Annotated in this window: 21 protein-coding genes; 12 read left to right on the top strand and 9 right to left on the bottom strand. The window is 70.0% G+C overall.

Going from position 1 to position 18710, the window contains the following annotated elements:
- Positions 1 to 23: 23 nt before the first annotated feature.
- The 4 genes from JAO81_RS07955 to JAO81_RS07940 all read right to left on the bottom strand — a co-directional run bounded on the left by JAO81_RS07955 (position 24) and on the right by JAO81_RS07940 (position 3556).
- Entirely contained in the window at positions 24 to 1826 is a 1803-nt protein-coding gene (locus JAO81_RS07955; protein ID WP_199547075.1) for a SpoIIE family protein phosphatase, read from the bottom strand.
- 107 nt (positions 1827 to 1933) lie between these two features.
- On the bottom strand, positions 1934 to 2410 hold the full coding sequence (locus tag JAO81_RS07950) for a macro domain-containing protein (RefSeq protein WP_199547074.1): 477 nt from the start codon (positions 2408 to 2410) through the stop codon (positions 1934 to 1936).
- 29 nt (positions 2411 to 2439) lie between these two features.
- Positions 2440 to 3087 (bottom strand): DinB family protein, encoded by a 648-nt coding sequence (locus JAO81_RS07945; protein WP_199547073.1) that lies wholly within the window; start codon positions 3085 to 3087, stop codon positions 2440 to 2442.
- 67 nt (positions 3088 to 3154) lie between these two features.
- The gene (locus JAO81_RS07940) at positions 3155 to 3556 is read right to left on the bottom strand and encodes a glyoxalase (RefSeq protein WP_307813234.1); all 402 of its coding nucleotides are present in this window, start codon (positions 3554 to 3556) and stop codon (positions 3155 to 3157) included.
- Positions 3557 to 3759: 203 nt separating this feature from the next.
- Between JAO81_RS07940 and JAO81_RS07935 the strand changes: the two genes are divergently transcribed.
- A complete protein-coding gene (locus JAO81_RS07935; protein ID WP_199547072.1) occupies positions 3760 to 5151 on the top strand; it encodes a cytochrome P450 in 1392 nt (463 codons plus the stop codon).
- Between the two features lie 58 nt (positions 5152 to 5209).
- Here the strand turns inward: JAO81_RS07935 and JAO81_RS07930 are convergent, their stop codons facing one another.
- On the bottom strand, positions 5210 to 5698 hold the full coding sequence (locus tag JAO81_RS07930) for an isochorismatase family protein (protein WP_199547071.1): 489 nt from the start codon (positions 5696 to 5698) through the stop codon (positions 5210 to 5212).
- 32 nt (positions 5699 to 5730) lie between these two features.
- Positions 5731 to 6255: an ester cyclase gene (locus tag JAO81_RS07925; protein ID WP_199547070.1), complete on the bottom strand. Its 525-nt coding sequence runs from the start codon at positions 6253 to 6255 to the stop codon at positions 5731 to 5733.
- 200 nt (positions 6256 to 6455) lie between these two features.
- Between JAO81_RS07925 and JAO81_RS07920 the strand changes: the two genes are divergently transcribed.
- Genes JAO81_RS07920 through JAO81_RS07910 form a run of 3 tightly spaced genes read left to right on the top strand, consistent with a single transcriptional unit; the run spans position 6456 to position 8595 of the window.
- The gene (locus JAO81_RS07920; protein WP_199547069.1) at positions 6456 to 6893 is read left to right on the top strand and encodes an NfeD family protein; all 438 of its coding nucleotides are present in this window, start codon (positions 6456 to 6458) and stop codon (positions 6891 to 6893) included.
- A 55-nt stretch (positions 6894 to 6948) separates the two neighbouring features.
- Positions 6949 to 8037: an SPFH domain-containing protein gene (locus tag JAO81_RS07915; RefSeq protein WP_199547068.1), complete on the top strand. Its 1089-nt coding sequence runs from the start codon at positions 6949 to 6951 to the stop codon at positions 8035 to 8037.
- Between the two features lie 57 nt (positions 8038 to 8094).
- Positions 8095 to 8595, top strand: coding sequence for a DUF402 domain-containing protein (locus tag JAO81_RS07910; protein WP_199547067.1), 501 nt, complete (start codon positions 8095 to 8097; stop codon positions 8593 to 8595).
- A gap of 77 nt (positions 8596 to 8672) precedes the next feature.
- Here JAO81_RS07910 and JAO81_RS07905 read toward each other — a convergent pair whose 3' ends face one another.
- From JAO81_RS07905 to JAO81_RS43645, 3 genes are all read right to left on the bottom strand, one after another.
- Positions 8673 to 9323, bottom strand: coding sequence for an HAD family phosphatase (locus JAO81_RS07905; protein ID WP_199547066.1), 651 nt, complete (start codon positions 9321 to 9323; stop codon positions 8673 to 8675).
- 69 nt (positions 9324 to 9392) lie between these two features.
- Positions 9393 to 9935: a dihydrofolate reductase family protein gene (locus tag JAO81_RS07900; protein WP_199547065.1), complete on the bottom strand. Its 543-nt coding sequence runs from the start codon at positions 9933 to 9935 to the stop codon at positions 9393 to 9395.
- Between the two features lie 135 nt (positions 9936 to 10070).
- Positions 10071 to 10655, bottom strand: coding sequence for a TetR/AcrR family transcriptional regulator (locus JAO81_RS43645; protein WP_199547064.1), 585 nt, complete (start codon positions 10653 to 10655; stop codon positions 10071 to 10073).
- 117 nt (positions 10656 to 10772) lie between these two features.
- On the opposite strand from JAO81_RS43645, the gene JAO81_RS07890 reads away from it, so the two are divergent.
- The 8 genes from JAO81_RS07890 to JAO81_RS07855 form a co-directional block, all read left to right on the top strand.
- Entirely contained in the window at positions 10773 to 11492 is a 720-nt protein-coding gene (locus JAO81_RS07890) for a carbon-nitrogen hydrolase family protein (RefSeq protein WP_199547063.1), read from the top strand.
- Between the two features lie 177 nt (positions 11493 to 11669).
- Complete coding sequence (locus JAO81_RS07885; protein WP_199547062.1) at positions 11670 to 12653, top strand: ABC transporter ATP-binding protein; 984 nt, start codon at positions 11670 to 11672, stop codon at positions 12651 to 12653.
- On the top strand, positions 12653 to 13504 hold the full coding sequence (locus tag JAO81_RS07880) for an ABC transporter permease (protein ID WP_199547061.1): 852 nt from the start codon (positions 12653 to 12655) through the stop codon (positions 13502 to 13504). Before JAO81_RS07885 ends, JAO81_RS07880 begins: the two co-directional genes overlap by 1 nt.
- Positions 13505 to 13585: 81 nt before the next feature.
- On the top strand, positions 13586 to 14275 hold the full coding sequence (locus tag JAO81_RS07875) for a response regulator transcription factor (RefSeq protein ID WP_199547060.1): 690 nt from the start codon (positions 13586 to 13588) through the stop codon (positions 14273 to 14275).
- Positions 14272 to 15738, top strand: a complete 1467-nt coding sequence (locus JAO81_RS07870) for a HAMP domain-containing sensor histidine kinase (RefSeq protein ID WP_307813232.1) — start codon at positions 14272 to 14274, stop codon at positions 15736 to 15738. Before JAO81_RS07875 ends, JAO81_RS07870 begins: the two co-directional genes overlap by 4 nt.
- 600 nt (positions 15739 to 16338) lie before the next feature.
- Positions 16339 to 16737 (top strand): nuclear transport factor 2 family protein, encoded by a 399-nt coding sequence (locus JAO81_RS07865; protein ID WP_199547059.1) that lies wholly within the window; start codon positions 16339 to 16341, stop codon positions 16735 to 16737.
- Positions 16738 to 17285: 548 nt separating this feature from the next.
- Positions 17286 to 17648, top strand: a complete 363-nt coding sequence (locus JAO81_RS07860; protein WP_307813230.1) for a hypothetical protein — start codon at positions 17286 to 17288, stop codon at positions 17646 to 17648.
- 171 nt (positions 17649 to 17819) lie between these two features.
- Positions 17820 to 18710 (top strand): endonuclease/exonuclease/phosphatase family protein (locus tag JAO81_RS07855; protein ID WP_233415072.1); only part of this gene is annotated, 891 nt, incomplete at its 3' end.

Raw genomic sequence — 18710 nt, 5'->3', positions numbered from 1 at the left:
GCCGCCGGGGACCGGAACGCGGATCAGCTTTGGCGGGGCCGGCAGGGGCGGGCCGCGATCAGGGCGATGTCGTCCCTGGCCGGGCCGTCGGTCAGTTGGGCGAGGACCGCGTCGAGGATCTGGTCGAGGGTGTCCTGCGGGCGCAGGTGCAGGCGGGTCAGCCGATGGAGCGACGTGTCGATGTCTTCGTCGCGGCGTTCCACCAGTCCGTCGGTGTAGAAGATCAGAGTGCCGCCGGGCAGTCCCGGCCTGGTGACGGTGGTGTATCCGCCGAGGCCGGTGCCGAGCGGCGGGCCGGCGGGGACCGGCACCAATTCGGTGTCGCCGGCGGGCGAAAGCCGAAGGGGCGGCAGGTGGCCGGCATTGGCGTACGTCACCGTGTCGGTGTACGGGTCGCCGAGGGCGAGCAGACAGGTGGCGACGCGTTCGAATCCCGACTCGGCGACCATACGGTCGGCGTGGAAGAGGACTTCGTCCAGGGGGAGTTCCGCGGCGGCCATGGCCCGCACCATGGAGCGGTAGTTGCTCATCGCGACGGCGGCTTCCACGCCATGGCCCATGACATCGCCGATGACGAGCAGATTGCGGTTCCGGGGCAGGGCGAGAATGTCGAACCAGTCGCCACCGACCAGCGTGCCGTCGGTGGCGGGCAGATAACGGGTGGCGGTCTCCACGTTGGGGTTCGGCAGATGGGGCTCGCTGAGCAGCGCCCGCTGCAGTTCCAGAGCCATGGTGTGCTCGCGGGCGAACTGGAGAGAACGCTCCAGCGCGCGAGCCGCGCGCGCCGCCAACTCCTGGGCCACCGCGGTGTCTTCACGGGTGAACGCAGGCGCGGGCGCGCAGCGCACCATCGACAGCATGCCGAGCTGGCGTGACTCGGTGGCGAGGGGCACCACGAGCGCGGAATGGACGCCCGCGGCAAGGTACTGGGCCAGCCGCCGTGCGTAGCGGCCGCCGTCGTCGCCGGGCAGCGTGGGGTCGGCCCGCAGGTTGTGCACCCAGGGGAGGCCGCTCTCCAGGCGTGTGCGCAGCGGCGAGCTCGCGTCGTACTCCACGAAGCCCTCGAGGTCCGTGAGGCGGGCGAGGGACTTGGCGAGGTAGGGCGGTGCGGTGAAGGCCATGCGGCGCAGGCGCATCACCCCGGGCTCGGAGTGCAGGCGGTGGCCGGGCCGGTCCTCGTCGAAGAGGTCCACGGAGGCGGCGTCCGCGAGTCCGGGCACGACGAAATCGGCGACCTCCTTGCAGGTGGACTCGACGTCGAGGGTGGTGCCGATGCTGGTGGCGGCGGTGTCGAGGAGTGCCATGCGCTGATGGGCCCGCTCCAGGCCGTGCAGGTACTGGCGCGGCTCGGTGATCTCCAGACCGATCCCGGCGATGCCGATGATCCGGGCGCGCTCGTCCTCGATGCGGTGGTAGGTCACCCGCCACTCTCGACGCTCGTACGGCGAATCGACCTGCGTATGCCCCGTGCCGACCAGCTCACGGGGTTTCCCGTCCGCGAGGACCTTGTGGAGGACGGCGTCGGGCCGATGGACGCCGGGCAGCACCTCGCGCAGGGTCCGCCCCAGGTGCGCTTCGGCCGGAAGCCCGTTCATGCGGGCCATCCGGGGATTGATGTAGAGGTAGCGCAGGTCGGTGTCCATCACCGAGATACCGGCGTGCGTGCCCGCCACGATCTGATGCAGGATCCGGTACTCGCGGGCGAGACGGGAGGCGGTACGGGCCGGCTCCGCCGCGATGGCCTCGTCGGCATCTGCCGAGATGAGCGGCTCGGGGAGGGAGTCGTCCAATCCCACGACGACCTCCTCGGCGTTTCCCGCGGACACGAACGCAGACTCCATGGTCCGCCAGTCCCGCCCCGGCCGCACGCCGCGGCCCCTCACGGGGCGGCCCGACAGCGCATAGGGCAGGGGTGAGCCGTATCGGTAGCCGCTCACCCCTGCTCGTACACGGTCACCGCTATGTCGCGCGCGCAGAGCTCCTCCACGATGAGCGGCTCGACCCGCTCCCACTTCCCGCCGGCGAGGCCGCATCCGATGCGCGGCATGTGAACGGATGCGCCCTGCTCCGCGGCGTGCCCGGCGAGTGCGGTGAGGCACCGGCGTACGGCGTCGTAGCGGATCGGTGGGCCGGCGCTGCCGGTGCGGATGCCGCGCTGGCCGATCATGTTGGCGACGTGGATGTCGTGGCGGACCTCGACGAGACGGACCGCACCGAGCCCGAAGTCGTTCTTCGACCGCTCGCGATGCCAACGGCGGTAGTCGCGCTCGGGCTCGGGCCAGCGGCGGGACAGGGCGAGGACGAAGCCTTTGCCCCAGCCGCCCAGGTCGTTGCACACATGGGCGATGATCTTCTGGCCCTTGGCCTGCGGATCGGTCGCGTCTCCGCGGATGACCGACAGCGCACGCATGGTGTCCCCCTCCTTGAAGCCGCCCCGGCTCACCGGCTGTCCGCGGCCTTGGCCGCCTGCTCGACTCGCTCCCGATGTGTCTGCCACTCAGCCGCATCGGTGGTGGGCAAGCTGTTCCTGTCAGGGGTCCAGCCCGCCGCTCCGTCGATCAACTCCCGCACGATATCCGCATGTCCGGCGTGCCGCTGAGTGTCGGAGAGCACCCGCACGATCAAGTGGTGCAGCGTCGTGGCCCGCCGGTGCTCCGGCCACCACGGCACACGGCCGATCGCATCGAGGCTGTGTGCGGCGAAGGTCTCGTCGGCGTGCGCCCACGCGGCCCGGTACAACGCGATGATCTCCGCGCGCGACTCGTCCGCGGTGGCCCACATGTCCGCGTGCGGGTCGTCGCCGACCTCCGTGTACCACCACGGCGGCGGATCGCCCTGGAAGTACGGGCGGTCGAACGAGTCGCCGAAATAGCCCAGTTCCACACCCGTCAGATGCTTCACCAGGCCCAGCGGATTCGTCCCCGTGGGCGTCAGCGGCCTTCGCGCGTCGTACTCGGACAGCCCGTCCAGCTTCCACACAAGGGAATCCCGGGCCGCCTGCAGATATTCGAGCAGGTCTTCCTTGGGGGTCGGTGCATGGGGGGTTGGTGCTTCGGGCGGCGGTTCGCTGGGCGCCGGTGCGTTCATGCGGGAAGTCTCGCAGCCGCCACTGACAACGGGCCGCGTGGCGGACAGAGCGGTGCGGGCGCCAGGGTCAAGCGACGGTGGCCCTCGCAGTGGGTTGCAGGAACTCGAGCCGGTTGCCCACCGCGTCGAACGCGTAGCAGCGGTCGTGGCCAGGGAAGTTGTCGTCCCAGGTGACACTCGCCCCGTGGTCCTCCAGCCGCTCGGCGAGTGCGTGCAGCGAGGTCACGAGGATGCCCGGATGGGCCTTCCGGTTCGGGCGGAAGTCCTCTTCGACCCCCAAGTGCACCTCCAGACCCCCACCCCGGAACCAGCACCCGCCGCGCGCCGCCAGCACCGGTGGTTTCTCCAGCTCGGTCATGCCGAGAACGCCGCCCCAGAACTCACGGCAGATGCCCTCGGCGCCCGGCGGGATCGCGAGCTGCACGTGATGCAGGCCGACCAGGCCGCAGCCGAGCGTTTCCGGAGCCACGTCTTCCCTCCGCTCCACCAAGGAATCTCGGCGTCAAGATAATGAGAGTTGAGGTGGTGCGGCAAGGGTGCTGACTGGCAGACGCATAGACGCACGGGCTCATAGACGCACAGGCTCACAGACTCGCTGACTCGCAGAGGGACGCGGCAAGTTGAGAGGGTGATGGGCATGACCACCTCGCTAGGAAAGGTAGATTCCGCGCCGTGGACACCCGCCAGATACCGCACCCGCCCCGCCGCGTCCCCGTGCTCGGCGACATCCTCGGCGTCTCGCCCCGCACACCGGTCCAGGACTCCGTGCGGATCGCCCGCGAACTCGGCTCACCCCTGTTCGTACGGAAGATCTTCGACAAGGAGATCGTCTTCGTCAGCGGCGCCGGACCGGCCGCCGACCTCTCCGACGAGAGCCGCTTCGCCAAACACGTAGGCCTCGGCATCGAAGCGCTGCGCAGACTGGGCGGCGACGGCCTGTTCACCGCGTACAGCCACGAGCCCAACTGGCAGGCGGCGCACGACATCCTGGCTCCCGCCTTCACCCAGTCGTCGATGCGCGCCTACCACCCCGTCATGCGGGAGACGGCCCATCGTCTGCTGACCCATTGGGACGCGGCCGCAGGACCGGTGGACGTGGCCGCCGACATGACCAAGCTGACTCTGGAGACCATCGCCCGCACCGGCTTCGGCTACGACTTCGGGTCCTTCGACCGCACGGCACCGCACCCGTTCGTCACGGCCATGACCGGAGCCCTGCGCCACGCGCAGCGGCAGACGGTCCGCCTGCCGGGTCTCGGGAACCTGCTCGCCCGGGGCGCGGACCGCCGCAACGCCGAACGTCTCACGTACCTCACCGAGATCATCGACGACGTGATCCGCGCCCGGCGCACCGCGGGCGACGAACGCACGGACGATCTGCTCGGCCTGATGCTGCACACCCGTCACCCGGAGACCGGCCTCCCGCTGGACGAGGTCAACATCCGCAACCAGGTGATCACTTTCCTGGTCGCGGGCCACGAGACCACCTCGGGCGCCCTCTCCTTCGCTCTGTACTACTTGGCCCGCAACCCCGAAGTCCTCGCCCGGGCCCGCGCCGAAGTCGACGCCCTCTGGGGACCGCCCGGCGAGGTGCCGCCCAGTCCGGCCTTCGAGCAGATCCCCAAACTCCGCTACCTCCGCCGCGTACTGGACGAAGCCCTGCGCCTGTGGCCCACCGCCCCCGCCTACGCCCGCCAAGCACGCGAGGACACCGTCCTCGACGGCAAGTACGCAATGCGCAAGGGCGATTGGGCCCTCGTCCTGCTCCCCGCCCTGCACCGCGATCCGTCCGTCTGGGGCCCGGACCCGGAGGCGTTCGACCCGGACCGTTTCGCGCCCGCAGAGGTGCGCGCCCGTCCCGCCCACACCTACAAGCCCTGGGGGACGGGTGCGCGCGCCTGCATCGGCCGCCAGTTCGCGCTGCACGAGGCGATCCTGGTGCTCGGGCTCCTGCTGCACCGTTACGACCTGTCCGGCGATCCCTCGTACGAACTGAAGGTGACCGAACTGCTCACGATGAAGCCGGAGGGTTTCACGCTGGAGGTGCGCCCCCGCACGTCCTAGGCGGAGACGGCGCAGGTCCGGGCGGAGACGGCGCACGTCCTGGGCGGAGCAGCCGGCGTCAGCGGTAGTCGGCGGTGCTCCGCACCTCGCCGAAGCGCGGGAACGTGCGCGACACGGCGAACTCGTGCTCGTCCGCGGCGAGGCCGGACATCGCGTCCGTCACGAACTCCACCTCGTAGCCGTGATCCGCCGCGGCGCGCGCGGTGGACTCGACGCCCATCGTGGTGACAAGGCCGGCGAGCACAACGGTGTCCACGTCCCGTTTGCGCAACTGCTCGTCCAGGCCGGTGCCGTAGAACGCGCCGATGGTGCGCTTGACCACCACGATGTCGCCGTCGTGCACGAGGCGCTCGGCGAAATCGCTGCCGGGCGGCTGCTCAGCCACGTTCGGGCGATCCACCCGCACCTGGACCACCGGCCGTCCGCTCGTACGGAACGACGTGGCCAACTCGCGACAGCGCGCGAGGACGTCCTCGCCGGAGTGCGGGGCGAGCGGCAGGCCGATGATGCGGGGCATCAGGTCGATGAGGATCAGCGCGGAGGTCATAGCGCCCGATCCTAGGGCGCCTTGGGCCCCGCTCAGCCGGGCATCGCCCCCAACTGCCGCAACTGGCCGAGGACATCGACGACGCCCCATGCCTCGGCGATACGGCCGTCGGCGAAGCGGAAGATGAAGATCTCGTCGTACCTGACGGGCCGCCCGGTCGGCGCGAGGCCGCGGTAGTCGCCCAGGTGGGTCCCGGTCACGGTGTTCCGTGCGACGACCTTGTCGCCCTCGGCGATGAGGTCCTCGATGTGGACCTGGATGTCGGGGAAAGCACGCAGCAGCGTCGGCCACACCCGGCGGAACGCCTCGAGGCCGGGCAGCTCGGTCGGCACCGGCGCGTGGAAGACGACCTCGGGATCGACGTACTCCTGAATCGTCTTGTCGATCGCCTCGGCGTCGCGGCTGTTCACGACGTCGTGGAAGCGCCGGAAGACTTCCTTGTTGCGCGCGGTGGTGTGGTCGGTGGGGTGTACGTGATCGGTGGTGTGCGCGGTCTGTGCGGTCTGCTCTGTGTGCTCGGTCTGCGCGGTCTGCTCCGGGGATCCGTGGTCCGCCATGGACTGCCTCCGCTGGTTCGTCGGGGCGACTGTCGCCTTTCACTTCTGTGACGAACCCGGGCGGCCCGCTGTGACATCGACGGGCAGGGAGGGGTGGGCATCGATCGCGCTGCGGCGCCGCAGGGCGCGCGATCAGTCTGTTCTGGCCGCGTTCCGGGGCGTAGCGTGGGGAGCGGGTCCCCCTGAGGGAGGCTGATTCCATGCCGTGGTTCGTGTGGCTGCTCGCAGCCGGGGTGCTCGGTGTCGCGGAGTTCTTCACTCTGACCCTGGTGTTCGGGCTGCTGGCCGGCGCCGCCCTGGTCGCCGCCGTGGTGTCCGGTGTGGGCATCGGCCTGCTCGGCCAGCTACTCGCACTCGGTGGGGCAGCGGCCGCGGGGCTTCTCGTCGTCCGGCCGATCGCGCTGCGGCAGATCGAACAGGCACCTCTGGCGCGCGACGGCACCGATGCGCTGGTCGGCCGGCGGGCCGAAGTCCTCAAGGAAGTCACCGCGACCCGCGGCCTGATCAAGATCTCCGGCGAGGAATGGTCGGCCCGCACCCTGGACGAAAGCCATGTGATCCCCGTGGGCGCGCTCGTGGACGTCATGGAGATCGACGGTGCGACCGCCGTCGTCTACCCACGCGAGCTGCTGCCATGAAGACCGGGAAGCCGAGAGCTCCGCGCACGACCGCACCGATCACGAGGAGGCAGCTATGGATCCGGTGGTCATCCCCATACTCGTGGCGGCGATCGTCGTCGTGTTCCTCGTGGCCGCCACGGTGCGCATCGTGCCGCAGGCGCGTCGCTACAACATCGAACGGTTCGGGCGCTACCGCCGTACGCTGCAGCCCGGCCTGAACTTCGTGCTGCCGATGGCGGACCGCATCAACACCAAACTCGACGTGCGCGAGCAGGTGTACTCCTCCGACCCCAAGCCGGTGATCACCGAGGACAACCTCGTGGTGAACATCGACACGGTGCTCTACTACCAGATCACCGACCCACGGGCCGCGGCCTACGAAGTCGCCGACTACCTGCACGCGATCGACCAGCTCACCGTGACCACACTGCGCAACGTCATCGGCTCCATGGACCTGGAGGAGACACTCACCTCGCGCGAGGAGATCAACACCCGGCTGCGTACGGTCCTCGACGACGCCACCGGCAAGTGGGGCATCCGCGTCAACCGCGTCGAGATCAAGGCCATCGACCCGCCGCACACCATCAAGGAGGCGATGGAGAAGCAGATGCGGGCCGAGCGGGACAAGCGCGCGGCCATCCTGCACGCGGAGGGCGAGCGGCAGGCCAAGATCCTGACCGCGGAGGGGACGAAGCAGAAGGACATCCTGGAGGCGCAGGGCACCCAGCAGGCCATGATCCTGCGGGCCGACGGCGAGGCGAAGGCGGTGGAGCGCGTCTTCCAGGCCGTGCACCGCAACAACGCGGACGCGAAGGTCCTCGCGTACAAGTACCTCGAAACGCTCCCGCACTTGGCCCGCAGCGACAACAACACCTTCTGGGTGATCCCGGGCGAGCTGACGGAAGCGATCCGCACGGTCACCAGCGCCTTCGGCGACCAGCCGAACAGCGGTCAGCCCGCCCCCGAGCAGGTGGACCTGGCTGGGAGCGAAACCGGGGCCGGTGAGCTCGAGGAGGGCTCGACGCTGTCGCTGGACGCCGCGAAAGCGGCCGATCAGGTCGCGCGGCAGGCGGCCGCAGCGGTGAGCGACGCCAAGGCCGAGGCCGAGGCGGCGAAGACGAATCGGCTGCCGGGCCGGGGAGAGGGGACCGTGAGTGCCTGAGCCGCACGGGCGGGTGGCCGGGCGCGATGCCGTCGGCCCGGAACGGGGTGCGGCGCGATGACCGACGTCACCGTCGGGTTCCGGAAGTACGACGGCCGCCTCAGCGCTCGCTGGACGGCGACACGCCTCGGCGCCGACGTACACGGCACCTGGCTCGCGACCCCCGAGGGCATCCGCGTGGAATCGGCGGGCGGCGGGTGGAGCACACGCTTCCCGTACGTGCTGTGCGTCCCGCGGCACGCCTGGTGGACGGCCACGTTCTGCCGCCCGCCGGGCCCCGAGGTCTACTGCGACGTGAGCACTCCCGCGCAGTGGGCAGCGGACGGCGCCGAGGTGCGCATCGTCGACCTGGACCTCGATGTCGTACGGCTGCCGGGCGCCGAGCCGCACATCGAGGACGAGGACGAATTCGACGTGCACCGGCAGCGCTTCGGGTATCCGGAGCATGTCGTCACCGAGGCCCGCAGCAGCTGTTCCTGGCTGTACGAGGCGGTGCGCCGCCAGTCCCGGGCTGAGCTGTTCTCGTCGGCGTATCTGCCGTGGCTGGCGTGTGTGTAGGGGGTGTCCCCTCGGCGGGTACGGGCGGCTGTGCTCCGAGGGGCCGAAGCCGGGGGGGGCAGGGACCCCGGCGAGCGTCACCGCACGGCGAGCAGGTCCGGCAGCTCGCGCATGTCGTGGAAGACGACGGTGCCGGCGCCTTCGAGCCGTTCGGCGGGGGTCGGGCCTCCCGCGTAACCGAAGGCGCGCATCCCGGCCGCCCGTGCCGCCGCGACGCCGGGCCCACTGTCCTCGACGACCGCGCAGGCCGCCGGGTCGACACCCATGCGACGGGCGGCGTGCAGGAAGAGATCCGGCGCGGGCTTGCCGTGCCGCACCTCGCTCGCGCTGAAGATCCGGCCGGCGAACACCTCGTACAGCCCGGTGCGGCCCAGGGTGTCCCCCTTCTTCTCGTGCGACCCGCTGGAGGCGACGCAGAGGGGCACGGTGAGGGCGGCGGGCGCCTCGGGCAGTCCGTCCACCGGGTCGATGCCGAGGTCGACAGCGTCCCGGTGGCGCTGGATGAGCCGGCTCCACCAGAGCCCGGCTGTCTCCGCGCCGAGCCGCTCGGTGATCTGGTCGATGATCGACACCTTGGATCGCCCGATGAAACGCTCGACCACTTCGTCGGCGGTGAGCGGCCAGCCGAGTTCCGCTCCGAGCGCGATCTGAAGGCGTACGGCGAGGTGTGCGGTGTCGACCAGGCCGCCGTCGCAGTCGAAGACCACGAGTCCTGTCGGCTTCATCATGGCCGCAGGGTAGACGCCGGTCCGCGCGGTGATCACGGCGGCCGGCGCCCTGCGCTCGACGAACTGCTGTCAGCGGGTCACGTGGTAGGTGGACTGGGTGAAGCCGGCGCCGAGTACACGCGTCGAGTCGTGGGTGAGGTCGACATCGGCGTCCAGCGGTCCGAAGAGCGGGAGCCCGGTGCCGATCAGGACCGGGGCGCGGGTGATGGTGAGGTCGTCCACGAGGCCGGCGCGCAGGAACGTCTGGATCACCTGTCCGCCGTCCGCGTACACGCGCTTGGCGCCCCGCTCGGTGAGCGCCGTCACCAGCTGGTCGAAGGTGCGGTGGACGGTGACGCGCTCGTCGACGTCCGCATCCAGGCGGGTGCTCAGCACGTGCACGGTCTTGCCGGCGAAGGGCCACATCTCGGGTCCGAAGCCGATGACCACCTCGTACGTGGCACGGCCCATCACGACGGTGTCGACCTCTGCCATGAACGCGTCGTAGCCGTAGTCGCCGGCGCCCTCGGCGCGGCTGTTCAGCCAGCCGATGTCGCCGTCGGCGCGTGCGATGAAGCCGTCGAAGCTGGTGCCGATGAAGACGGAGACGATGAAGGGGTGGGAGCTGGTCATGGTGTGCGTCCTCCTGGGTCGGTGATGTGGTGCGACGTCAGGTGCTGTGGTGCGGTCGGTCGTGGGGCGCGGTGCCGTGGGTACTGCGGTCGGTCGTGGGGTGCGGTGCGGTGCCGTGGGTACTGCGGTCGGTCGTCAGGTGCGGTGCGGTCGCAGCAGGCGGTCGAGTTCGTCGCGGAGCAGTTCTTTCGGACAGTCGCCGCCCTCCACGGCCCACAGCAGCAGGGCGCCGTTGTAGGTGATCTGAACGCCGCGGGCGAGGTCGTCGACGTCGGTGCCGGCGGCAAGATCACGGTCCGCGACGGCGTCCGAGAGCAACGCTGCCGTCTCCGTACGCATCCGGTGCGCCTGCGCGGCCGCGTGCGTACGGAACTCCGGGTCGGTCAGGTCCAGTTGGAGGAACCCGAGGTGGCCCGCCATCTCCTCGGGAGTCTGTACGCCCGAGGCCAGATCACTCAGCGCGGCATGCAGCGCGACCAGTGGCGCGTCGTGCTGCCGGCGGACGTGGTCGAACACCGCGCCGGTGTGTGCCGCCCCTTGACGGGCCAGAGCGAGCAGCAGGTTGCGCTTGGACCCGAAGCGCTGCACCAAAGTGGCCGGCGCGAGCCCGGCCTCTTCGGCGACCGAGGCGAGCGTCAGGCCGGCGGGTCCGCGCCGGCCCACAGCGCGGGCGGCGGCGGCAAGGATCGCTTCGTCGCTGGTGGTGCGGGGTCGGGCCACGCCACGCTCCGTCCGTCGGTCTGTTTGTGAATGCCTATTCGTAAACTAGCCCCTCGCCGCTCGTTTGTAAATGCCCGTTCATTAATTGATGCGGCCGACGCCTGAGATCCTGGCCCGATGAAGATCGCTGCCGCCCAGCTCACCTGCGCACCCGCGGACATCCCCGCCAACGTCCGCACCATGGTCGGCCAGGCCGCCCGGGCCCGGGCGCTGGGCGCCGAACTGATCGTGTTCCCCGAACTGGCGCTCACCGGCTACGAGTTGGAAGCGATCGGCAAGAACCCGGACCTGTTGACCCGGCACGACGACCCGCGCCTCGACGCGCTGCGTACGAGCGGCATCGCCACGGTCGTCAACGGCGCCGCCCCGACCGACGGCCCGCGCCCCGCGATCGAGACCTTCGTGTACGGACCGGGCGGCGAACTGATCACTACGTACCGCAAGCAGCACCTCTTCGAGCACGAGCGGGAGGTCTTCGCGGCAGGTCGCGATGGGCGCTTCACCTACGGCGGGCTGCGGTTCGCTCTCGCGACCTGCTACGACAACCACTTCGTCGCGCTCACCTCGCGCTGCGCCGCCGACGGCTGTGATGTGCACCTGGCCAGTTCGCTGTACGGCACCGGCGACGGCGTCCGTGAACGAGCGAGCGTGTACCCGGGCATCGCCCGCAGCGCCGGCCTGTACGTCGTGCTCGCCAACCACGTGGGGGCGGCCGGCCTTTGGACCGGCTGCGGCGGGGCCGCGCTGTGGGCGCCTGACGGGCGAACGCTCGCCGAGGCGGATGCCCGTACGCCGATGGTCGTGATCGCCGATGTGGGCGGTGCGAGTTCCGTGTGAGTCCGGCTCGCCGGGCGCGGACTGAAACCGACCGCAGGGTTCCCACCTGCATGGACACGCCTACGACTCACACGGAACTCCCAGAGACGCCCACCCCGCTCCCAGACAGCACGGTGAACCTGTCTCCCGGACGCACCGCCACGGTGCGCACCGACCGGCAACCCTTCGGGAGACGTGATGATCGAGGTTCGCGGGCTGACCAAGCGCTATGGCGAGGTGACGGCCGTCGACTCGCTGAGTTTCCGCGTGCTGCCGGGTGAGGTCACCGGTTTCCTCGGGCCGAACGGTGCGGGGAAGTCGACCACCATGCGGATGATCCTCGGGCTTGATGCCCCGACCGCGGGCACCGCCACCATCGGCGGCCGTGCGGCCGCGGCCCACTCCGTACCGCTCAAGGCCGTCGGCTCGCTGCTCGACGCCGGTGCGCTGCTGCCGAGCCGCAGCGCGTACCACCACCTCTTCGCGCTCGCGGCCGGCAACGGGCTGCCGCGCCGCCGCGTCCACGCGGTGCTCGACGAGGTGGGCCTCCGGTCCGTGGCACGCCGCCCGGCCGGTACGTACTCCCTGGGCATGAAGCAGCGCCTCGGTATCGCCGCGGCCCTGCTCGGCGATCCACCGGTGCTCGTGCTCGACGAACCGCTGAACGGACTGGACCCCGAAGGCATCGTCTGGATCCGGGGGTTGATGCGCCGGATGGCCGCCGAAGGCCGCGCGGTCATGGTGTCCAGCCACTTGATGAGCGAGGTCGAACTCACCGTCGACCACCTGGTCGTCATCGGCCGGGGCCGGCTGATCGCCGACACCTCCATGGCCGCGTTCATCGAGGCCAACTCCCTGCGGGAAGTGGTCCTGCGCAGCCCGCAGGCGCCCGAGTTCGCCGGGCGCCTCGAGGCCGAGGGCGCGGGAGTCCACCGGGACGGCGACGCCCTGGTGGTCACCGGTCTCGCCGCCCCCGCGATCGGTGCGCTGGCTGCTGCCCGCGGTGTGGAACTCCATGAGCTCGCCCCGCGCAGGACCTCCTTGGAGGAGGTCTTCATGCGCCTGACTCGGGACAGCACTGAGTACGCCGCGGACAAGGCAACGGGCGACGCGGCGGGCAAGGCAGAGGTCAAAGCAACGGGCAAAGCAACGGGCAAAGCAAGGAACAAGGAAGCCGTCTGATGAGCCTCACCAGCGTGATCACTCGCCGCACTACACCCGGCCGTCCGCTCCCGGACACGGCCGGGCCGAAGAAGGCGACCTTCCGCCACTGTGTCCACGCTGAGTGGATCAAGATCCGTACGATGCGCTCCACACTGTGGGTCATCCTCGGCACGCTCGTGATCGGAGTCGGCCTCGCGTCCCTCAACGGCGCCTCGGCCGGCGACGAGTACGCCACGATGCCGGCCGCGGACCAGGCGGTCTTCGACCCCCTCGCCACCAGCCTGAAGGGCTACATGCTGGCCCAGGTCACGCTCGCGCTGCTCGGCGGCCTGGTCGTCACCGCGGAGTACGGCAGCCGCACCATCGTGAGCACTCTCACCGCGGTACCCCACCGTGGCCGGGTGCTCGCGGCGAAGGCGGTCGTCCTGGCCGTGCTGGCGTACGGGGCGGGTCTGGCCACCATGGTGGTCGGCTTCGTCGTCGGACAGTCGGCCCTCGAGGGCGCCGGAGCTCCGTACGCGACACTGTCCGATCCTCACGCGCTGCGTGCCGTGTGCGGCGGCGCCCTGTATCTCACCCTCGCGGCGCTGCTCGGCTTCACGGTGGGCACCCTGATCCGCAGCACCACCGCCACCGTCACCACGATGTTCGCGACCATGCTGATCGTCCCCGCGTTCGGTCCGACCCTCCCGGGCCCGCTCGCCGACTGGACGGCCACGTACTGGCCGCCCTCGGCCGGGGGACAGATCGTCACCGCGTACCGCGACCCGGCGCTTCTCGACCCGTGGCCGGGTCTGGCGGTGATGGCCGGATGCGTGGCGGTGCTGCTCGTGGCCGCGTTCCTCACCTTCCGCAGGCGCGACGCGTAGGAAGATCGAGCAGCGACCGGGGAACGGACAACGGACAACGGACCCGGCAAGGCAGTGGACCGGCAAGGCGGTGATACGACGATGGCGGAACAGCTCCTCGTGGTGGAGGACGATCCCACCCTGCGCGAACTTCTCTCCGCGAGCCTGCGCCTGACCGGCTTCGAGGTGCGCGCGGTGACCACGGGCAGCGAGGCGCTGAGCGCGGTGCGCCAGGACCGGCCCGACCTGATCGTTCTCGACGTGATGCTGCCGGACTTCGACGGCTTCGAAGTCGTCCGCAGACTCCGGGCGCTGCACGCCGAAGCTCCGCCGCCGGTGCTGTTCCTGACGGCCCGTGACGCGGCCGAGGACCGGATCAGCGGCCTGACGGCGGGCGGCGACGACTACGTCACCAAACCGTTCAACCTGGAGGAGCTGATCCTGCGCATCCGCGCCATCCTCCGGCGTACGAGCGGAGCACGGCCCGACGGCCGACTCGTCGTAGGCGATCTCGTGCTCGACCCGGACAGCCACCAGGTCACCCGCGGGGGAGCGGGCATCGCGCTGTCGCCGACCGAGTTCAGCCTCCTGAAGGTGCTCATGGAGCACGCGGGCCAAGTCCTGTCCAAGGAACAGCTCCTGGACCTCGTCTGGCACTACGACTTCGGCGGCGACGACAGCATCGTCGCCTCGTACGTCAGCTATCTGCGGCGCAAGGTCGACAACACCGAGCCCAAGCTCATCCACACCGTCCGCGGCACCGGCTACGTGCTGCGCAGGCCGCAGCCGTGAAGGGCCTGGGCAGGGGAGTGTCCCTGCGGGCCCGGCTCCTCGCGCTCACCCTCGCGCTGCTGGTCGCCGCCCTGCTGGCCAGCACCGGATTGCTGATCGACCAGCTCCAGCGCGACCTCGTCGAGCAGCTCGACGAACGCGTGGCCTCAGTCGCCGCCGTAGCGGCGCGGCTGCCGGCGCTGCCGGACACGGTCGGGGACGAGGCCCCTCAGGTGCGCGACGCCGTCGAGCGGGAACTCATGAAGGACATGTACGTGGCGGACGCGGCTCCCGACGGCGCCGTCACCTGGCTGATCCGCCCCGGAGCGGACGACCCGCCCGAACTCCCCGCCCTCGACACGGCCGAGGTGGCGGTACGCGACGGCGAACCCTTCGACGCCCGCTCCGGCGACGGCCGCGAATGGCGCGTCGTGGCCCTCCCCCGCTCGGCCGGCGAGGGGTCCGGCAGCGTGGTCGCGGCGGGTTCGCGCGCCGATGTCGACGCCGCCATGCACGGCCTCACCCGACGCGTCCTGCTGATCGACGGCATTGTGCTGAGCGCCCTCGGCCTCGCCGGCTGGTTCGCCGTACGCGCGGGGCTGCGCCCGCTGCGCCGGATCGAGACGACCGCGGCCGCCATCGCCTCAGGCGACCTGACGCACCGAGTCCCCGAACTCGCAGGCCCACGCACCGAATTGGGGCGCCTGGCCGCGGTCCTCAACGGGATGCTCGACCGCATCGAAGCCGGCGATGCCGCACGCGCCGACGCCGAGCAGCGTATGCGCCGCTTCATCGCCGACATCAGCCACGAACTGCGCACGCCCCTCTCCGGCATCAAGGGCTTCACTGAGCTGTACCGGATGGGCGGCATGCCCGAACGTGCCGATGTCGACGCATCGATGAGCCGTATCGAAGGCGAGGCGGGCCGCCTCATCCAACTCGTCGAAGAACTCCTTCTGTTGGCCCGCCTGGACGACCGCTCCGCCGCCACCGAGCTGCCCCTCCATCTCACCCCGATGGATCTGCGCACCCTGGCAGCCGACGCCCTGCACGATCTGCGCGCCCTCGACCCCGGACGTACGGTCACACTCACCGGTCTCGACGGTGGCCCGCCCGGCGGCGCACCGGTCCTCGGCGACGAGGCGCGGCTGCGCCAGGTCACCTCCAACCTCGTCGGCAACGCCGTGGCCCACACGCCCCCCGGCACCGCGGTACGGATCGGCGTCGGTGCCCAAGGCGCCTTCGCGGTCCTTGAGTTCGAGGACGAGGGCCCAGGGATGAGCGCCGCGCAGGCCGAGCGCGTCTTCGACCGCTTCTACCGCGGCGACACGTCCCGCGCCCGCCCCGCCGGCGGGGGAGCGGGCCTGGGTCTGGCCATCGTCGACTCCCTCGTACGCGGCCACGGCGGCCGGGTCGAGGTCCGCACGGCGCCGGGGCGGGGAGCGACGTTCAGGGTGCTGCTGCCGTTGTACGCGGGGGAGTGAGCCGGCATCTTTGCGTAGAGGTGCAAGTATTGGCCGGTCGCCGTGCCCTGTGGTGAACCTCGCTCGCGGTCGCACTACCGCTGAACCCACCCACCTTTGCGCGCACTTCGACCGCGCCCTTCGCCCGCGGACTCGCCTTCGGCCATATCGACTGCGCCGTGAGGTCCGCTCCCCCCGAGACCGTCGGCGCGGACAGCCGCGGCTGGGACGGTGGCAAGACGATCAACGGGAGGAAGCCCTCCGAGCAGCGGGAAGACGAAGGGCCGAACCCACCTGCGCCGCCCCCTCCGCCGAAGTCGAAAGACCCGCGGCGTCGGGACTTTCGGCGAGTCGCGGTGCTGGAAAAGATCGGTAATTTGGTTGGTGCGACAGGAAATCGCCGTACTCCTTGCGGAAGATCCTTTCGTACAGGCGCACTGCGCCTGGCAAGAGAAAGTAGTACCAGCGTCGGCCCGCCTGCCCCGGCCGCCACTTCAGACGCGATGGGCACACCCAGTTGATCATTTCCTGGGTTCCCTGGTGCTACTCACAGCTAAAGCCTCTCCAGGCTCCTTCCAGCTCCGTCACCTGGGAACCCCATCCCGGAGAGGGAGTTTTTCCATGTCTGAGCAGACCCAGCTCGAGCGCAACAAGCAGATCGTCGTCGACTACTACCAGACGGCGTTCGGCGGCAACCCGGAGAAGGCGATCGCGAACCACTTCGGTCCGGTCTACATCCAGCACAACCCGGACGCCGCGGACGGTCCGGAGGCATTCATCGGCTTCGTGCGGTGGCTGCGCGGCGAGTACCCGAACGTCCAGCTGAACATCAAGAAGGTCATGGCTGAGGGCAACATGGTGGTGACCCTCTCGCACCTGGACCTGGAGCCCGGCGACCCGGACAACCCCGGCCGCGCACTCGCCGACTTCTTCCGCCTGGAGAACGGCAAGGTCGTCGAGCACTGGGACGTCATCCAGGAAGTCCCCCTGGAGTCCGCCAACCCCAACGGAATGTTCTGATGCCCGGCACCTAGGCCACGCCTGATGGCGTCGTCGGCACCCCGCCCCCGGGGCGCCTGTCAAAGCGTCCCGGGGGCACTCCCGGACAGCAGACCGGAGACCCACTTCCCCCGACCTGGAACGAGTCTTCATGCACGCGAACTCTGCTGAAGCACAGGGCATCTTCTCCGTCTACACCTTGGCGCGGCTGACCCATGCGGTAGGCCTTGGCATGCCTGGTTCACGAGCGGGATCTCACGGCTGCTGTCGCTTGGCGTGGCCCACTCAGGAACCCCCAAGTCGCCGTCGAGTTCGCGGACTCGGCACGCCACCGGCCGGTTGCCTCCAGGTAGAGCATGTGGTGCAGCGAGCCGGAGACGATATGGTCGCGACCCACTTCATGCGCAGTGAAGGCTGTCGCGAGGGCGTCGAGTGTGTGACGGCCAGGAGCCGTACCACGGGCGAGCACGGTGCGGCCTCGATCGGCTGATGAGACTGCTATACGTAGCCGGGAACATGAGCCCGATCACCTCGTGGCCGAGGTGCGGCTGGACGAACGGGGGAGGGCTGTGGCGGGTCGACAGCTGCACGGATTTCTCGGGACGGCGGTGGGGCTGACCCTCGCGACGGTCACCGCCATGCTCCTGGGCCGGGCGTGGAACGCCTGTGACGTGGGAGTGAACAACGCGGCCAACAGCGGCTTCCTGCTGTGGATCCTTATCCCGGGGCTGTGGTCGGTCCTGCTGCTGGCATGGGTTGCGGTGGGCGCCCTGCTCGGGAACCGTCCCCGTCTTCATGCCGTCGCCCTGGCGGTGACGCTCCTCGGTCTTGCCTGGTGTGTCATCTCGGTCTTCTGGGAGGGTGCCACCCCTTCGTGCCCCAGCGGAGTACCCCTGTGGTGGCCGAACTTCCTCCCGGTTCCGGGGTTCTGAGCGCGGACAATCGCAGTCCGCATAGTCCTGGATCTTCTCCCGGCGTTCACCTTCCGTCTTGAATGGCCCTCGACACTGCGTGCGGCCTGCGAGTTCACTGCGCGGGCCGTACGTACGTATGCAATCGATGGAGGTCGCATGGGCATGGTCGGACGTCGTGAACTATTGGGTATGGCAGGTGCCACCGTCGGCGCGGGACTCGTCGGCGTCGGTGCGGCGGAGGCAGCTGAGGGGACTCGCGGGCCCGCGCGCCGCACCCTGAAGGTGCTGCAGTTCAACATCTGGCTCGGTGGCAGCAGAGTGGACGGCGGCCGTGCCGGAATCGCCGACACCATCGCGGCGGTACGCCCGGACGTGGTCCTGCTGAGCGAGTCGAATCCGCAGCGGGTGGCCGACCTGCTCGCCGACCTCGCCGTGCGCGGACTGGCCTTCTACGACAACGCCAACCCCACCGATCCGGCGGTGATTTCCCGCTTCCCGATCGTCGACCGGGCCTCCTTCCCCTCCTGGTCGAAGGCCGTGATATCCGTCGACGGCACCGAGATCGCCGTCTACTCGGGCCATCTCGAATACCGCTACTACGTCAACTACCTGCCGCGCGGCTACGGAGGCGGCACCCCCGCACCCCTGGAGACCTCCGAATACGGCTGGGACGAGATCCCCACCGGACCGATCACCGACGTCGACCTGATCACGCGCCTCAACGAGGCCTCGGGCCGCACTGCGGTGACGAAGACCATGCTCGCCGACGCGGCGGCCGAACGCCGTCGCGGCCGACTCGTCATCCTGGGCGGGGACTTCAACGAGCCGTCGTTCCGCGACTGGACCCGGCGTACCCGCAATCTCTTCGACCACAACGGCACCGTTGTCGACTGGTCGACGACGAGGGCCATCGAGGACGCCGGCTTCCGCGACACGTACCGCGAGGTCCACCCCGATCCCGTGCGCACCCCGGGGTTCACCTGGCCGAGCGACAACCCGGGCGCCGACCCGGGCGAGTTGGCCTGGGCTCCGAAGGCCGACGAACGCGACCGCATCGACTTCGTCTACTACCACCCGGAC

Origin of the sequence: Streptomyces sp. N35 (assembly GCF_016464295.1) — a bacterium.
Classification (GTDB): Bacteria; Actinomycetota; Actinomycetes; order Streptomycetales; family Streptomycetaceae; genus Streptomyces.
The sequence above is the reverse complement of the archived record's forward strand: the minus strand, read 5'-3'. Positions and strand labels throughout refer to the sequence as shown.

What these genes read in the sequence shown, in the direction of transcription:
- JAO81_RS07950 (WP_199547074.1), bottom strand. Translation starts at nt 2,410, where the DNA reads ATGCGTGCGCTGTCGGTCATCCGCGGAGACGCGACCGATCCGCAGGCC.
- JAO81_RS07945 (WP_199547073.1), bottom strand. Translation starts at nt 3,087, where the DNA reads ATGAACGCACCGGCGCCCAGCGAACCGCCGCCCGAAGCACCAACCCCC.
- JAO81_RS07930 (WP_199547071.1), bottom strand. Translation starts at nt 5,698, where the DNA reads ATGACCTCCGCGCTGATCCTCATCGACCTGATGCCCCGCATCATCGGC.
- JAO81_RS07925 (WP_199547070.1), bottom strand. Translation starts at nt 6,255, where the DNA reads ATGGCGGACCACGGATCCCCGGAGCAGACCGCGCAGACCGAGCACACA.
- JAO81_RS07920 (WP_199547069.1), top strand. Translation starts at nt 6,456, where the DNA reads ATGCCGTGGTTCGTGTGGCTGCTCGCAGCCGGGGTGCTCGGTGTCGCG.
- JAO81_RS07915 (WP_199547068.1), top strand. Translation starts at nt 6,949, where the DNA reads ATGGATCCGGTGGTCATCCCCATACTCGTGGCGGCGATCGTCGTCGTG.
- JAO81_RS07910 (WP_199547067.1), top strand. Translation starts at nt 8,095, where the DNA reads ATGACCGACGTCACCGTCGGGTTCCGGAAGTACGACGGCCGCCTCAGC.
- JAO81_RS07905 (WP_199547066.1), bottom strand. Translation starts at nt 9,323, where the DNA reads ATGATGAAGCCGACAGGACTCGTGGTCTTCGACTGCGACGGCGGCCTG.
- JAO81_RS07900 (WP_199547065.1), bottom strand. Translation starts at nt 9,935, where the DNA reads ATGACCAGCTCCCACCCCTTCATCGTCTCCGTCTTCATCGGCACCAGC.
- JAO81_RS07890 (WP_199547063.1), top strand. Translation starts at nt 10,773, where the DNA reads ATGAAGATCGCTGCCGCCCAGCTCACCTGCGCACCCGCGGACATCCCC.
- JAO81_RS07885 (WP_199547062.1), top strand. Translation starts at nt 11,670, where the DNA reads ATGATCGAGGTTCGCGGGCTGACCAAGCGCTATGGCGAGGTGACGGCC.
- JAO81_RS07880 (WP_199547061.1), top strand. Translation starts at nt 12,653, where the DNA reads ATGAGCCTCACCAGCGTGATCACTCGCCGCACTACACCCGGCCGTCCG.
- JAO81_RS07875 (WP_199547060.1), top strand. Translation starts at nt 13,586, where the DNA reads ATGGCGGAACAGCTCCTCGTGGTGGAGGACGATCCCACCCTGCGCGAA.
- JAO81_RS07865 (WP_199547059.1), top strand. Translation starts at nt 16,339, where the DNA reads ATGTCTGAGCAGACCCAGCTCGAGCGCAACAAGCAGATCGTCGTCGAC.